This window comes from Vibrio sp. V15_P4S5T153 (genome assembly GCF_963874485.1).
In the GTDB taxonomy this organism is placed as follows: Bacteria; Pseudomonadota; Gammaproteobacteria; order Enterobacterales; family Vibrionaceae; genus Vibrio; species Vibrio anguillarum.
This window is the reverse complement of sequence record NZ_CAWNHR010000019.1, coordinates 250,865-267,040: the sequence shown is the minus strand read 5'-3', so window position 1 is coordinate 267,040 and position 16,176 is coordinate 250,865. Positions and strand designations below refer to the sequence as shown.

Here is a 16,176-nt window from a genome sequence, read left to right as displayed (position 1 = left end):
TAAGTAAATTAATCTACTAACCTATAGTATACGGGCAATGAATAGTGAATTTTACAACATTCCATCGATAAAAAAGGAGCCGTTAGGCTCCTTTTTACATTGATAACATCAACTCAATTATAGAGTGAAGTCAACAATACCTTTTTCTGCAGCTTGAGAACCAACTTGGATGTCAGTACCTTTGCCGTCAGATTTCTTAACAGCAACTTCACCCACGTTAGTTTCTACTTCAAACAACATACGCGCTTGACGAGATGGTGCTACTTCAATGCCTAGTTGTTCTGCGATAGTTGCAGGAGAAAGCGTTACTGCACCGTTAGATGGCAGTTTAACTGCTAGCTCTTGACGCTCAGCTAGTACGTTGCGTTGACCGTTAGTACCTTCAACGTGTGAGTCATATTCCCATACAGTCACGAAAATCTTACCGCCTACTTCAGGTAGGATGCCAGATACGTCACGGATGTGAACAGTGTTAGAAGAAGTAGTACCCGTTAGGATAGTATCAAACTTCAGACCGTCACGAGTGAAAATAAACAGGTCAGCTAGAGAGTCAGAGAAGTCTTCGAAAGTATCTTGGTCAACACCTGCAATAGATGCAGTTACCGCGATTTTCTGTGCTTCTACAGGCATTTCATTGGTTGCTTCAACGTACAGTTTAGCAAAGTTTGCAAATGCTGCGTTCACAGAAGAAGCTGCTGCATCTAGAGCAATGTTACCTTGAAGTACGGCATCACCCGCTTTCGCTGTTGCTGCTGTTTTAGTTGCGTTTAGTTTCCAACCAGTTGCAGTGCCATCTTTGTGTAGCAGGTTACCAGCAGTGTCCGCACGGAACGCAGAAAGGTCACCAGACAGAGTCAAGTTCACTTTGTTTAGCTGAATGTTTTGGTTAGAGGTACGGTTGAATAGCTCAAAACCAGTTGCAGCAACGTTGTTGTCATCTGCAACGCCATCTTTATTAGTATCGATTTTCAAGAAACCAGTTGATACTAATGCAGTCGCTTCGCCAGACTTAGTTAGGCCTAGTTCGAAAAGATCACCCAACTGGAATACTTTACCAGAAGCAACTGGATCAGCAGAGTAAGATGCGTTTTTCAGTGCGCCAATTTTAACGGCTACGTCGTTGTTTGAACCAGATTTCAGGTTAAAGATTTGGTTCGCGTTTTTGAAATCAAAGTTAATTTCAGTACCAGCACCAACTAGAGTTTCAGTTACGTCACCAGTAGCAAAACCAGCTAGGCCTTCTAGGTAAGTAACACCCGTCGCACCTAGGCTACGAATGTAAGTCGCTTTTTGAGCATCAGTCGTTGCTGTACCGCTTTGATCAGCGAACAAGTAACCCACTACACCATCGCCGTTACCAGGAGCAGTTTCATTAGCACCATCAATTGCACCAACTACACCAGCGGTAGTTAAAGCAGCTGAGTTAGCCGCTAGACCAGCAGTGATTGCAGCAGCGTCTACTTGACCATCGGTAGCAGTAGCAGTAGCTAGCTGAATCATATCATCAGCAGAACCAACAGTTTGAGCCAGAGCAAGACGTAGACGCTTACCATTTAGGTCGATTGCGTAATCAACTTGCTTTTGGGCGCCAGCAACGTCGATAAATTTGAATACTTTAGCTAGGTTGTTGTCAAGTACAGGAACGGTAGAACCAGATTGAACAACACCGTTAACCGCTGTTGCAGTTGCTAGCTCTAGATCAATTTGGATGTCAGCAGAAGTAGCAGTAGCACCTGTTAGCCATTGACGCACTTCGTTGTCGTTAAATGTTGCATCGCCAGTTAGCTCGATAGTGATAAAACCGTTTTGTTTTAGGTCACCGTTTACATCGAACTCAGCTGCAATTTGGTCTTCAGCAGTAGAGAAGCTCAATACTGCTTGTTTAGTAACAGCAGCAAGTGTCGTTGTAGTAATAACGTTTGATGGAGTCGTGAAACCGCCGTAAGAAAGGGTTACGTCTGCCATAGCCGGTGAAGCTGCTAGCGCTGCGATAGATGCAGCAAGAAGCGTTTTCTTTAACATGTTATTTATATCCTTTATTTGGATCCATATTGATAAATTAACACACCACTGACGGTAAATGCTAATTGCTCTGATCAACTTCGGTGCTTATTAATGCACCCAGTTTTGTTTCTTTATATTTGCAGTCGCTAAACCAAAAAATAAAAAGTAAAAACCACAAAACTCTGATTACTCTAACACGCCCCGAAGTGCGCACCGATAATTCTGTTCGTTTATACGGAATTTGTCAATGAACAAAATATGACAAAGGCTGTTTTTTCCACCATTAATCGCTACCTGAAGCGTGATGTTATTCACAAAAAATAGGCAAAACACCGGACATTCAAGATGTGGTTATTTTCTATACTGAAAATGCGCTTATTGACTGATTTCCCCTTTGTTTATTCAAACCTGTCAAACTTATTTTTTATTTATTGCACGTTCTGAATAAAATAAAGCCCCGTTATCGGGGCTTTTAGCTCGTACTTGCAAAGGCTAGACCGTAGCAACTTACCTCTAACCTACCACTCTCAATCGTTTAGCTATCGGGATTAATATGGCAAGCTTTGTGCTAGTTCCCAACCAGTTAATGTTTGGAACTGTTTGGTATAGAACTGAGCTTCATCCCTATTATTAATCACATAAGGGGTGATCAGCAGCACCAGTTCGGTTGAGTTTTGGCTTTCTTTTTTATATTTAAATAAGTAGCCGATCAGTGGAATGTCACCCAAAATAGGCACTTTTTTCTCACTAATATTATTATCTTTAGAAATTAAGCCGCCCATATATACCGTGTCTCCGCTGTCGGCTAGCACACGTGTTTGTAATGAGCGTTTATTGATTGGAATACTGTCACCTGATGTGACGCCTTGCGAACTGACTTCTTGGCTAATGGATAATTCCACTAACCCATTTTGGTTTATGGTGGGGGTGATATCTAAGGTAATGCCCACGTCTACATATTGGTAGGTAATGGTGGCTTTTGAATCATCCCCACCACCAGAAACTTCACCCGTTTTCACTTGGATTTGCTCACCGATACTGATTCGTGCCGGTTCTTGATCCATCGCGATTAAACGTGGACTAGAGAGAATTTGTACTTTACCGTTATCTAGTGCGGCGGTAAAGTTTGCGGTAACATCACCAAACACCCCTGCCAAGTTCAGGTTACCAGCACTGGCCAGTAACCCTTTTGTACCACCGGTTACATCACCTTTCGAGATTGTAAATTCAGAGCCTAAGCTAAAACCATCTTCAACTTTCACTTCGGCAACCGTTGCTTGCAATAGAACTTGACGTGGCCGTTGATCGACAAACTTGAGTAATTCGACTAAACGTTGGTAGTCGATATATTGACCTTGAAAAATCAGCGCGTTTCGTTTGGTGTCTATTACAACACGATAGTCTTTCGCCACAACGCTCATCAATTGCGGAGCTTGAGAGGGGCGAGGCTGATAACCCGTGTTACCTGCCAATTTGGTTTCTTGTTGGGCTGCTGCAATAATATCTTGCCCTTGTTTTGGGGCTTGCGCTTTACTTTTACCATCCCCAAAGATGGCTTCCACCATTTGCCAAGCATCTGCGGCTTTGGTGTTTTTCATATAGTATGCATACACCCCTTGGTTGCCTTCAACGGGTTTGGGTATGTCTAAACGCTTGATCCACTCATTAGCATAATTTAACCAAGCTTTAGTACTTGAGGTAATCAACAATTGTTCATTGCTGATGGGTGTTAGCACCACACCATGAACGCCTCGTCCAACACTGGTTGGAATTGAGGCCGCATCTAATGCGGTTTTTAATTCTGCCATTAATTCTTTCGCTGTGCTGTAGGTTGGCTGAACTAAGCTTAAATAGTTTGATGACTTCGCTGGAACATCCAGTTCCGCTAGTAGTTTCTCTAACCGCTCAATATCGTCTTGTCTGGCAACAACCATTAATGAGTTAAGGTTGTTTTGAACTAATACCGTGCCGCCGCCGCCGTCACGCAATAGGCTGTTTGCCATGGTTGAGGCTTCATTAATGGATAAATAATAAATAGGTACAAGACGCGCGACTTTACCATAACGTAATACTGGCCTTATCGCTTGGTTCATTAAGCTAGGTGTTTGGTTATTGGTTTTACTCGCTGGAATGACTTTGATTAGGTTGTCTTCTAACGCCAGCGCAACGCCATTGACTTGTAATACTTCTTCGACTAGGCCAAGAAGACGTATCGGTTCTACGGGTTGGTTGACTCGCATGGTGATGGGTGTTTGCGTTTTTGCAAGATCGGTGTCAACCACATAATTCACGCCAAGCACATCACCTAAAGCAAGGTTAATGAAATGATTGAGCGGTAGACCGTCTGCATTGAGGCTGACTGGTTCTTTAGGTAAGCCAAGTAAGTGTTCTGCATTGCTGTCACTTTGCGATGCATGTAATAGCGGTGCTGAGCGAATGGCGGTATTCACTTGGACAAATTTGCCATTTCCTTGCTGCGGATCTGGTATTTTTTGCTCATCCCCTCCAATGACTGTGACTGAGTTTTCCTCGCTGTTTACTGGCGGTGTGGTATATACGTTAGGAGGAAGGGGAGCAAAGCTAGCACAACCAGCCATAACGCTGCTGAGTATTAATGCTATCAAGGCTTTCTGATGTCGTCTTTCCATCATAAATAGGCCGTTCATTATGGGGTTATTTCCTCTTGGTTTGGTAACTCTTCTTGGGGTGCAACGTCACCGACAGGGAATAGCTGCCACTGTTTTTCAGCCCCACTTAGATCAGTCGTCGTTGATCGATTTCCCATGATTGAGTCTAATCGACCAATAGATGGGTTAAACTCACCTTGCGAAAGTGCAATGCGTTGATCATGACCTACAAAAACGGCATAGGTGTGTTTCCCTTGGGTTACAATGCTGACCATTACAAAATCGTCTGCTTGTTTGGTTTGGGCTTTAGTTTGCTTCGCTTGTTCATCCGGAACTGGCTCTTTTTCTTGGCTTCGAATGACTCGATCAACGTTGAATATATTTCCGCTCGGAACTGTGGGTAATGCCTTGCTTGCAACGCTTTGATAACCCGCTACAGCAATTAAATTGTCGCTGGGTGTTCCCGGCGTTAGGTGCAGGTAAGTGGTGACTAAGCTGACAAAGGCAAGACACGCGGCTCCTAAAATAATTTTGGGTTGTCCTATCACTGCTGCGATCTCATTTTTAGGTCTTTCATAGGTAACTGTCGATAGCTGCGAAGATCAATGGCGATCTCATAGTTGGGCTCTGTTTGGTTACGAGTGCTGCGCCCTTGTTTTATTTCAATCGAGGTTGGCTCGATGATGGTACGGTTATTCGCTAGAGCGTAAAGCATATAAAGGATGTCATCTGATGTACCTTCTAGCCGCCATTGAGACTCTACTTTTTCGCCTAGCCACGGATAGATAGCCGGTTCACCAAAACGTCGCCCACTGAATTTTAAACCAAAGGGACGATATATTTTTTCAAACTCATTAACCTGCACTGAAATAGCGCGGTTATTGGTACGCTCGTTGATCAGCTGTTGTTCTGCCAATTTATAAGCTGAGTTCAGCTGAGTAAGTGACTGTATGATGATGTCACTACTGGTTTCGAGTTGAATCAGCTTTTCTAATTGCAGTGTTTTTTGCTCTAACTGTTCAACGGTCTGCGAACGCCATTGTGTATATGGGTTAATCACTAACCACCACATAAAGATGAACACACAAAAGAACCCAACCCATTGCACAACTGGGCTTGCTAGTTCATCTTTTAGATTAGACTCTTGCAATAACTGAGTTAACTTTTCCATTTATTAGCCTCTAGCAGGATTAACTCGGCACGAAACTCTTGTCTGTCATCATTAACTGGCACCACTTCACCCAGTAAGCGTGCGACTTTAACCCCTTGTAATGATGATAAGGTTTCTAATAACCCCAGTGAATCTTGAATTGTCCCTTGCACAATGACACGATCAGACTTATATGTGAAACGCTCTATTACTACATCTTTCGCCAATTGTGTTGTCATTTGCTCAAGCAACTGTACTGGCATGGTCTGGCGAAGCTTTGCTTGTTCAATTTCAGATAATACTCGACGCGTGTCTTGTGCATTACTACGTTGGCGCTGAATTTGAAAGGTGGCTTGCTGTAATTGGGTTATTTGATCTTCTATTTGGCCTTGTTTAAAGGAAACCAGCGAAGCATCAACTGCCATATAAGCGGTCAATACAACCAATAATACCAGTAATGTGCGCCAATATTGCCACGGATTATCTAGGTCAAACTGATTACTGCATTTGCCTTCTGCTATCACCGCTGAACGCGGTGCAGGGTTTGATTGACTTAGCGATATACCTTGCAGCAGAATATGTTCTTGCTGGTTAGCAAATACGTGCTGCTGTTCGTTAATTCGTTGCGCTACGGTGCGCTGGTGCAGTGGGGATAACATAGGGTACAACTGGTCTATCACTTTACCCGCTTGCCACGTAATCGCCCAAGATTGACTCGTGATACTTTCTCCTTCACTGTCTTCGCTATAAAGTAATATGCCTGATGTTGTGTTTACCTTGGCAAGCTCACATGCCATTGCCGGAATGATATGTGTGACGGGTTGCGAAAAGGCAATTTTGCTTTTATCCCAAAACCATACCGCAACTTGCCAACGATCTTGTATTTTGTTGATCCACAAGTGGCTTTGATATTCGGGCCAGTCAATCAGTTGTTCCAATTCATTGGCAATACACTGGCGTATTTCATTTTGTGGAATAAGCTCGGTTTGGTAATAAAATACCTTAAAGAGACAAGCCGACTGGGGGACTAGCCCAATGATTTTATCCCAACGACGTGCCTTTTTGGCTGTTGTTGGCCCAAAGCGACTTTGCGCTGGCCATACGTACCATTGCCTTTGTAATTTATGTATCAACTTATTGCCTATGGTTGTATTGGGGTGAAATAACGATATTGGTCTGGAAAATACCATGATATTCGAGGCACCGGAAGTGAGTAGACGTATATCTCATATTCACCTCTGGCTTTTACACCTTGATATTGAAAGCGAATTGTGTAATCAACGCCGGGAGACATGCTTCCTTCACCAAACGTCATGCCTAATGATTGGAATGAGCTTTGAACGGCACGCCAATTTGCATTGGCTTTTAATCTATCTAGCCGCTCTATATCATCTGCGGTAAACCCATATAATATTTGCAACAAAATATCTGGTGTTGCTGCGTAGTTTAGGTGATCTTGCCCACTGAGCGTGAGTAAATCTCTTAAGCCAAATTTTGGCAAGTTGATTAACGCTTCCACCTCAGTAGTTTGAGTTTCTTGGTCGACTATATTCCAGCGTCCATTATATATTTCGGGTGTGATACTAGGGAGTAGCATAAGTTCGTCTAAGCTACGAAAAAGGGCTTTTCTCGGTATTATGGTTTGATTAATCGGCACTTCCCCACCCGGTGTTTGCCAGTCAATGATCGCTTGGGTAGTATTAACATCAGAACCTGGGCCTAAGTAATGACGAAATAGCTCGGTTAGTAACTTTCTGTCCATAAAGCGTAAGCTTAATAGCCCTGCTTGGTCTTGAATGGATACCCAAACATCATTAGACAATTTAACGGGGGTTCCATCTGTCAGTAGCAGTGTATTGCCTAGCTGATACGCCCCCGGTTGTTGCTCTCCGGCAAGCATTGCATACATGACTCGCTGTTCTGCATTGTGAATCTCTAGCCTTGCTTGCCATTGATCTCGCATCTGCTCTGTCTCGGCAAGTTTGTTTCTATCTCTCACCATGACGACACTTGCCATGACGGTTAAGATGGCGAGAATAATTAGGGTAAGTGGCAAGATAACGCCTTGCTGGCTATGAATATTTTTCATCTAAAATACACTGAGTCGCGTTTCTTGGTTATAAGCCGCTATTTTGGTCGGTAAATAAAACTGCCATACGTATTCCTTATTATGACGAGTAAAGTGTAATTTTACAGTTTGTGGTGTGCTTTGCTCAAATCGAGCATCATATTCCTGATACCATAGTCCTTCTGGACGTGGCGCAAATGTATTGTATTTGATTTCCCACGGGGTTGCTTCTTGACGCGGGGCTAAATAGTATTGCCATTCGAATGTTTGAATATCCTCTAGCAATGTCAGTGTATTTGAGGCTATCGCTTGTTGCGGTATGTTAAGGTAAGGGTCACTATACGGCCACTGGCGAAAGACTAATCGACGCAATCCGTTGCTTTGGTTCTCTAGTGTAAGGCTGACACTCGCGTATGTGCCTGGTCCAGAAATTATCGGTGCATTACTAATAAATGATACGTCATTGGCTGTGCCTAAGAAATGTGGCGCTTCTGTACCATAGGAAATCTGAAATGTAGCGCCATTCGCTTGGCTAAAAAGCTGTTGTAACCATTGTTTTCTCTGAAATAGTTGGTAGTTTTGGTTTGACGATTTCATTGCGCGATCCCACTGCAGGCGACCTTGCTCTAGCCCCACCAAAACCAATGAGACAACTGAAGAAAAAACTACCAGTACGACAAGGACTTCAATAAGAGTAAACCCTTGCATTAACCTGTTAGCGCGAGACACCTTTTTTCCATCCCATGTGTTCAAATTCAAACTGGCTCTCTTTGTTAACTTCTTGGTAGCGGATGTTTATTTGGTATATTTGTACATAATTTGGGTTTGTTCCATCTTCACTGCGTACGTTAAGTAATGGGCTTATTGGAGTCGCCTGCCACTGAAACGTAACCTGTCCTTGTACACCAACCCCTTGTTGCTCTTGAGATGGATTAATATGAGATAAAGACATAAATATCGACTGCTCCACATCAACTCGATGCTGCGTTTGATTGATACGGTTAGCCGTGATTCCTGACTGTTGAAACATTTGGAAAATAACTGAAAAACCTGCCACTAAAATAGCAAGGGCAACAAGAACTTCTATTAATGTAAATCCAAAGTGACTTCTACTCATCGATTTAACGCTGAACAATTTTAACGGTTCCATCTGGCGTACTGATCTCTATTTTCCAATGTATACCTTGCGGTTGTACTTGCAAATTAATGGCTCCGCCTTTAGTAAAACCATCAGCACGAACAATAATCACATCACTCTCTTCAAGCAAGAGCTTATGATTTGCTGCCAGTTGTTGCCAGCTTGAGTTTTTCTGGTCAAAAATGAAATTTTCTCCATGCTTACGCAGTAATACTGCTCTATCACGCACTTTCCCCAAAAATTGTTCAATCTGTTGTTGTTGGGAGAAGCGGGTGTATTGCCCCCAAAGCTGAGGAACCGCAATAGCACTCACTGCACCAAGTAGTGCTAATACAACAAGCAGCTCTATCATCGTAAAGCCTTTTGGTTTATAACCTATGACCTTAAGTGACTTACAGGGCATTATTTAATGCCTACATCTTGGTCTTCACCTTCACCACCTGCTTTGTTATCTCGCCCCAATGTGTAAAGTGCAAACTGATAGTTTGGTTTAAGTTCATAATGATAAGCGCGACTCCAAGGATCAAGTGGCATTTCTTTGGCCAGATATGGGCCGTTCCACATGGTTGAGTCTCCGGGGTTTTCCATCAGTGCCATAAGGCCTTGTTCTGTACTTGGGTATTCCCCCATGTCTAACCGATAGGTATTTAACGCTGAGGTTAATAACTCAATTTGTGCACCTGCTACTTTGGTTTTTGAGGAACCCACTTGGTTAAATAGCTGTGGGCCTACTAACCCAGCAAGCAAGGAGATAAGAACCAAGACGACTAACAGTTCGATTAGCGTAAAACCACGCGGTTTGAGATTATGCATTTTATACCTCTTTATAAGCTGATATTGTTCACCGAGATAATGCCCGATATCAGTACGATCATAATACTACCGACAATTCCCCCCATGATGACAATCACTAAGGGCTCAAGTATGGTAAGAATTTGTTTCAAACCTTTAGAAAGACGACGCTCGTATAGGTTATGTATTTCTCTAAAGCATGGAACTAATGACGCCCCCGCTTCGCCAGTGTGAATTAAGCGGATCACCATCGGTGGAAATACATGATATTCGGCAAGGGAATCCGCTAATCCTTTACCTTCACGAACTTTTATAACGACATGGTTGAGGCGCTTTCTTAACGATAGATCTGAAATGCTATTGAGTGTGATTTCAACCGACTCAACAAGTTCCACTCCAGACTGCAAAAGTTTTTGCATACTACTGGAAAATTGCACTATGTTCCATGAGTCAATTAAACGACGAAACATGGGTATCAAGCATAAAACTTGCATTGTGTATTCTTTCAGGTTGCCATATTTTGCACTGTAATAAAGGCCTCCGATTATCGCTGATATAAATATCAGAATCACTGTCAGGTTATTATTCAAAAAAGCAGAAATGTCGAGTAATGTTCCTAATGCTCCGGCGTCACCTGTGCCTTGAACCATGTTTTCAAAATTTGGGATCACATAAAGGAACATGAAGAATATGGTCGCCACACAGACAATAAGTAAAAAAGCTGGGTAGGTTAGTGCTGATTTCACTTCACCGACTAACTTTTCCTCTCTTTCTATCCGCTCTGAAATACTAAACAAGGCATCCCCTAGCTGTCCACTGGCTTCACCTAAACGGAGCATTGATGAGACGTAGTAAGGGAAATAGTCTGGCTGGGCAGCTATCGCCTCAGATAAGCTAGAACCACTTTCGATATCACTATGTAGCCTTTTTAAGACTTGTACCATGTGTTTATCTATGCTGTTTTCTAAGAGCGAGTTAATGCACAGGTCAAGTGGCATACCACTCTCACGCAATGTAGCCAACTCTCGTAAAGTTGTAATCAAGATTTCACGACTGAGTTGCTTGGCACGACTTGAACGTTGCTCTGTTAGCATGACAACTTGTTTTTGTTGATGCTGTAATTGCCGTTTTGCCTGTTGTTCATTTTCGGCTTGTAACCAACCATCGAGTAAAGAACCATCTTTTCGGCGGGCGACATATTTAAACTGCTTCATGATCCATCCTTTAACCGACGACTCGTAATACTTCTTCTAGTGTGGTTTCTCCCAATGCTGCCCGCATTAGGGCATCTTGGCGAAGGTTGCGCATATTTTGCTTTTCGGCTACTTGTTGTAGCTCCGCCATTTCAAGTTCGACGGTTTCTTCTTCAGACCATCCTAGCAACTCAAAAATGGCTAAACGTCCGTGATAACCGGTACCATTACAATGATCACATCCCTTTGCTTTGTAAAAGGTTATTTGTTCAGGAAGTAGGTCACCCCATCGGTTATGAACGTCTTGATATCCAAGTGATAGGGCGGTTTTCTCACCGTGATGGTCTACTTCTCGACAATATAGACAGAGTTTGCGTACTAACCGTTGTGCCATCACCCCCACAACTGTTGATTTGATGAGATAATCCGGAATACCGATATCTTTCAAACGAATAAAACTACTTGGGGCATCGTTAGTATGCAATGTTGATAGTACAAAGTGCCCGGTTAATGCTGATTGAATGGCAATTTGAGAGGTTTCTTTGTCTCGCATTTCACCAATGAGGATGATGTCTGGGTCTTGTCGTAGCGCAGAACGTAAAACATGGGCAAAGCTAAGACCAATGTCAGAATTAACTTGGATTTGAGTTAAGCCTTTCATTTGATATTCTACCGGGTCTTCTACTGTGATGATTTTTGTTTGATCATCGTTTAATTGCCCTAATAATGTATAAAGAGAGGTGGTTTTACCACTCCCCGTTGGGCCTGTGATGAGAAAAATACCCGTTTTTTTGCTTAAAATATCTTGCACGAGCTGTTTTTGATCCGGCAGCATACTCAGTTCTTTACTTTGTTGGCCTTGGCTCTGTTTTTCGTTTGCCAATAAACGGAGTACTGCATTTTCACCATATACGGTCGGGGTTGTCGCTACCCGAATATCTACTTGTAAACCGGATAGCCGCACTCGAATTCGACCATCTTGAGGGAGCCGCTTCTCTGAAATATCTAACCCTGCCATCAATTTAATACGAGAAAGAATCGCTGAATGCTGCGCCATACCAGGCTGATCTACCGTACGCAATACACCATCTACTCGGTAGCGTACTGAAAATTGTTGTTTATTGACCTCAAAATGAATATCTGAAGCGTTTTCTTTAATCGCACGTTGAATGCATTCGTTGACAAACTTAACAACTGGCGCTGAACTGCTATCTTGCTCGGTTAACGTGGTCGCGGTACTTTGCTGTTCATCTATTGTGGAAAGCAGTTGGCGTATCTCGTAGTTTGAGCATAATACAGGAACGACATTAAGTTGATGAGTTCTCAATATAGCTTCAAATACAAAGTCGTCCCAAACATCATTTTGAGCAACGTAGAGATTGTTTTTATCGATGAAAAGAGGAAAAGCTTGCCGCTGTTGCCACCAGTCAGCCGGAAATAAAGAAAGCGCCAACTCCGATGGCGGTAAATCTCCACCATAGTGTTTTTCTAATACATCAGCGAGTAGTGGTAACTCCAGTTGTTCACTAAGTGCACTAAGGATATCTTGCTCCGAACACAATCCGTGTGATACGCATAACTCTCCAAAACGAGCACGTTTACCTATCGGAGCTTGCTCTTGGAGTGCAATGATTTGTGCTATATCTTCATCCGAGATCAGTTGCTTCTGTTTTAGTCGCTCACCTAACAGCATGATTCCCTCATTTAACGTGTATTATAAAATATCCGAAAAGCTTGGACGTAAACGGATAAAAAATTGATAAGTCACCGCGGCTAATAGTGCACTGATGGTGCCTAATGTTAATAATTGCCATAAATCGGGCTGTTGCCCGTAGAGTATGCTGCGAATAGCGTCAGCAACTGGACTTATTGGATTAAAATAGAGCATCTTAGCAAGTTCCTCGGGCGCTGATTGTGCAGAGAAAAAGACCGTACTGGTAAACAGCAATACTGTAATAACAACGGGTATCATTTGCGAGACATCTTTGATGAACAGACCAAGTGCAGAGACTAAATATGCAATGGCACTTAATGTTAACAGATAAACGAGGAGTACAAAGGGAAGGTAGATGATGTGGCTATAGTCGACAATGTAATGGTTAAACGCCCCATAGGCAAACGCCAATATTAAACCAAATAAATAGTTAACTCCGGCACTGCAGACTGAAATCATCGGCAACATTGCTACTGGAAAACGGACTTTTTTAACAAGATTGCTGTTGTTTCTGATCACATTACTTGTGGTGGTTAATACTTCTGCCATATAAGTGTGAGTTAGGATACCCACGAAGAGCATGAGTCCATAATCCGCTTGCTCGGTGGCTGTTAAATGCCATTTTGCTTTAAAGACCGTAAGAAAGACGGTTGAATATATAGCGAGCATCATCAAGGGGGTGACGAGATTCCAGAAGAAACCAAGTAGTGTGCCTTGATATTTTGCTTTGACTTCTCGACGCACCATGGTGCGGAAAAGCTGTCGATTTTCTTTGCTTGGAAACATAGTTTAGCCAAATATTTGCGAGTCGGTTGTATTGATACTGCAATAAAGACAAGTATCCTATTGGTTTACTAATTGCTTTTTCGACTAGGTGTTTTTGCTTTCAAATGAGGGGCGGATGATACGAAATCTAGGCTTAGTTTGCACTGTTATTTGTGTACTGTTTTATTTCAGCAATCCGTTGCTTTCTATTCGTAGTCCATCTTAACCTGTGCTAGCTTTGATCACTTATGGTTGACCCAACCTACTGCAATAGCCATTGGAAGTAGGGACGATTCATTCTTGCTTAGTTTGTGCATGCCTCTCAAATACCTAAACCATTTGCAATGGCGATAGGTGGTTTACAGGCTGGTTAATTTATCCAATTTCGCTAAATGAGATACCTTTCTTATCTTTTGCTGATAATGAAGGCTCACCGTCTAATTGCCAATCAATCGCCAATACAGGGTCATCCCAACGAATACAACGCTCATGTTCCGGTGCGTAATAGTCTGTCGTTTTGTATAAAAATTCTGCCACATCAGAAAGCACACTAAAGCCGTGTGCTAATCCGGCTGGCACCCATAACTGGCGTTTATTTTCTGCGCTTAAGTTGACGGTCACCACTTGGCCAAATGTCGCTGAATCCGGGCGAATATCGACCGCAACGTCCACGACCTCCCCCATAACACACCGCACCAACTTACCTTGCGCTTGTTGCTCTTGATAATGAAGGCCTCGGACAACATTTTTAACTGAGCGTGAATGGTTATCTTGGACGAATTGTACTTTTTGGCCTATTGCCTGTTCGAAACGTTCATGATTGAAGCTTTCAAAAAAGAACCCGCGTTCATCACCAAACACTTGGGGTTCAATGATGAATACGTCGGCAATTTGGGTTGGGATCACTTTCATGTTTTACTCCGCTTCTAACAGCTTTAATAGATATTGGCCGTAAGCATTTTTAGACAATGGCCCTGCACATTGCTTAAGCTGCCGTTGGTCAATAAATCCCATTCGATAAGCGATTTCTTCTGGACAGGCAACTTTTAACCCTTGGCGATGTTCAATCGTTTGAATGAAATTGGTCGCCTCTATTAAACTTTCGTGAGTGCCAGTATCTAGCCATGCGTAACCCCGTCCCATTCGTGCGACAGAAAGCTGCCCAGTTTCGAGATAAATACGGTTAAGGTCAGTAATTTCTAATTCACCGCGAGCAGAAGGCTTTAAGGATTTAGCATACTCCACAGCATGCTCGTCATAAAAATACAACCCTGTTACTGCAAAACTACTCTTAGGATCAGAAGGCTTTTCTTCTAAAGAAACAGCGACACCTTGATTATCAAACTCGACAACACCATAACGCTGCGGGTCATGCACATGATAAGCAAAAACTGTTGCACCAGATGACTGGTGATTCGCGATAGTCAATTGCTGTTGTAATGAATGACCATAAAAAATGTTGTCTCCTAGTACCAAGACGCTGGGCGCACCATTTAAAAAGTTTTCGGCAATAATAAATGCTTGTGCTAATCCATCCGGAGATGGCTGGATTGCGTACTGCAATTGTAGGCCCCATTGGCTTCCATCACCTAGCAGCTGCTCAAATCTTGGAGTATCTTGAGGAGTACTAATAATTAATATTTCAGTAATACCCGTCAGCATAAGCGTGCTTAATGGATAATAGATCATAGGCTTATCATAAATAGGAAGCAGTTGTTTGCTGACTGCCATTGTCACCGGATAGAGACGAGTTCCAGAACCTCCGGCGAGAATAATGCCTTTACGTTGGGGGGTTATCATGGCTATGTTATTTCTCTGTTATTTCATGAAGCATACGCTGGACTCCGTTTTGCCAATGTGGCAATCGGTAGTTAAACGTGTTGATAAATTTTTGGGTAGACAAACGTGAATTATGTGGGCGTTTGGCTGGTGTTGGATACGCACTGCTATCAACCGGAGTTACCTCGGTCACTTGTAAAGCCATTTGATTCTGTTTTGCAAAATCAAATACATACTGTGCATAGTTGTACCACGTGGTTTCTCCGCCAGCAACCAGATGATATAAACCAGCCACCTGCGGTTGTTGTAAGGCAACCAAAATAGAATGAGCGGTACAGTCGGCCAATAATTCTGCAGAGGTAGGGGCACCAAATTGATCATTAATGACTGTTAAATGGACGTGGTTCTGCGCTAGACGTAACATGGTTCGGGCAAAATTGTTCCCTCGCGACGCGTAGACCCAGCTGGTTCTAAAAATAAGGTATTTTGAGCAATGACGCTGAATCGCTTGCTCTCCCACAAGCTTACTTTGCCCGTAGATATTTAATGGCGCTGGCATATCTTCTTCAGACCACGGCCTATCGCCCGAACCGTCAAAGACATAGTCAGTTGAGTAATGTACTAGCCAACAGTCAAGTTGTTGAGCAACTTTTGCAATAGCCTCAACTGTTTGGGCATTAATTTGAAAAGCGAGTTTACTCTCACTTTCTGCCTTATCAACCGCTGTATGGGCTGCAGCATTGACAATCACTGTTGGTTTTATATTTAATAATGTAGCGATGAGCTTTTCAGGTTGTGTAAAATCACCACAACCCTCTTGGCTATCGAAATCAAGAGAGACTACCTCACCCAAGTAGCTGAGAGAACGCTGTAATTCCCAGCCAACCTGACCATTTTTGCCTAACAAAACAATTTTCATTATCTATAGTTCATTATATTGTACGTA

General features: G+C 42.8%; 16 protein-coding genes. All 16 read right to left on the bottom strand.

Features of this window, described 5'->3' with window-relative positions:
- Positions 1-117 precede the first annotated feature (117 nt).
- The 16 genes from AACT42_RS19820 to rfbD all read right to left on the bottom strand — a co-directional run bounded on the left by AACT42_RS19820 (position 118) and on the right by rfbD (position 16,149).
- Complete coding sequence (locus tag AACT42_RS19820) at positions 118-2,022, bottom strand: VapA family S-layer protein (protein ID WP_094132177.1); 1,905 nt, start codon at positions 2,020-2,022, stop codon at positions 118-120.
- Between the two features lie 530 nt (positions 2,023-2,552).
- Entirely contained in the window at positions 2,553-4,670 is a 2,118-nt protein-coding gene (locus AACT42_RS19815; RefSeq protein WP_094132178.1) for a secretin N-terminal domain-containing protein, read from the bottom strand.
- Positions 4,670-5,179, bottom strand: coding sequence for a hypothetical protein (locus tag AACT42_RS19810; protein WP_047688553.1), 510 nt, complete (start codon positions 5,177-5,179; stop codon positions 4,670-4,672). The genes AACT42_RS19815 and AACT42_RS19810 overlap by 1 nt, the downstream gene beginning before the upstream one ends.
- Complete coding sequence (locus AACT42_RS19805) at positions 5,176-5,802, bottom strand: hypothetical protein (protein WP_094132179.1); 627 nt, start codon at positions 5,800-5,802, stop codon at positions 5,176-5,178. The genes AACT42_RS19810 and AACT42_RS19805 overlap by 4 nt, the downstream gene beginning before the upstream one ends.
- Positions 5,790-6,914, bottom strand: a complete 1,125-nt coding sequence (locus tag AACT42_RS19800; RefSeq protein ID WP_237666854.1) for a hypothetical protein — start codon at positions 6,912-6,914, stop codon at positions 5,790-5,792. The genes AACT42_RS19805 and AACT42_RS19800 overlap by 13 nt, the downstream gene beginning before the upstream one ends.
- Positions 6,915-6,922: 8 nt before the next feature.
- Complete coding sequence (locus tag AACT42_RS19795) at positions 6,923-7,870, bottom strand: hypothetical protein (RefSeq protein WP_094132181.1); 948 nt, start codon at positions 7,868-7,870, stop codon at positions 6,923-6,925.
- Positions 7,871-8,578: a prepilin-type N-terminal cleavage/methylation domain-containing protein gene (locus tag AACT42_RS19790; protein WP_231564169.1), complete on the bottom strand. Its 708-nt coding sequence runs from the start codon at positions 8,576-8,578 to the stop codon at positions 7,871-7,873.
- Entirely contained in the window at positions 8,565-8,966 is a 402-nt protein-coding gene (locus AACT42_RS19785; protein ID WP_237666855.1) for a type II secretion system protein, read from the bottom strand. The genes AACT42_RS19790 and AACT42_RS19785 overlap by 14 nt, the downstream gene beginning before the upstream one ends.
- Before the next feature lie 4 nt (positions 8,967-8,970).
- Positions 8,971-9,390: a prepilin-type N-terminal cleavage/methylation domain-containing protein gene (locus AACT42_RS19780; protein ID WP_081989692.1), complete on the bottom strand. Its 420-nt coding sequence runs from the start codon at positions 9,388-9,390 to the stop codon at positions 8,971-8,973.
- Positions 9,390-9,800 (bottom strand): type II secretion system major pseudopilin GspG, encoded by a 411-nt coding sequence (gspG, locus tag AACT42_RS19775; RefSeq protein ID WP_094132183.1) that lies wholly within the window; start codon positions 9,798-9,800, stop codon positions 9,390-9,392. The genes AACT42_RS19780 and gspG overlap by 1 nt, the downstream gene beginning before the upstream one ends.
- A gap of 11 nt (positions 9,801-9,811) precedes the next feature.
- Positions 9,812-10,993 (bottom strand): type II secretion system F family protein, encoded by a 1,182-nt coding sequence (locus AACT42_RS19770; protein ID WP_047688538.1) that lies wholly within the window; start codon positions 10,991-10,993, stop codon positions 9,812-9,814.
- Positions 10,994-11,003: 10 nt separating this feature from the next.
- A complete protein-coding gene (locus AACT42_RS19765; protein WP_094132184.1) occupies positions 11,004-12,665 on the bottom strand; it encodes a GspE/PulE family protein in 1,662 nt (553 codons plus the stop codon).
- Between the two features lie 21 nt (positions 12,666-12,686).
- The gene (locus AACT42_RS19760) at positions 12,687-13,472 is read right to left on the bottom strand and encodes an ABC transporter permease (RefSeq protein WP_047688532.1); all 786 of its coding nucleotides are present in this window, start codon (positions 13,470-13,472) and stop codon (positions 12,687-12,689) included.
- Between the two features lie 354 nt (positions 13,473-13,826).
- The gene (rfbC, locus tag AACT42_RS19755; RefSeq protein WP_047688529.1) at positions 13,827-14,363 is read right to left on the bottom strand and encodes a dTDP-4-dehydrorhamnose 3,5-epimerase; all 537 of its coding nucleotides are present in this window, start codon (positions 14,361-14,363) and stop codon (positions 13,827-13,829) included.
- Positions 14,364-14,366: 3 nt separating this feature from the next.
- Entirely contained in the window at positions 14,367-15,251 is an 885-nt protein-coding gene (rfbA, locus tag AACT42_RS19750) for a glucose-1-phosphate thymidylyltransferase RfbA (protein WP_047688527.1), read from the bottom strand.
- A gap of 7 nt (positions 15,252-15,258) precedes the next feature.
- Entirely contained in the window at positions 15,259-16,149 is an 891-nt protein-coding gene (rfbD, locus tag AACT42_RS19745) for a dTDP-4-dehydrorhamnose reductase (protein ID WP_047688524.1), read from the bottom strand.
- Positions 16,150-16,176 lie beyond the last annotated feature (27 nt).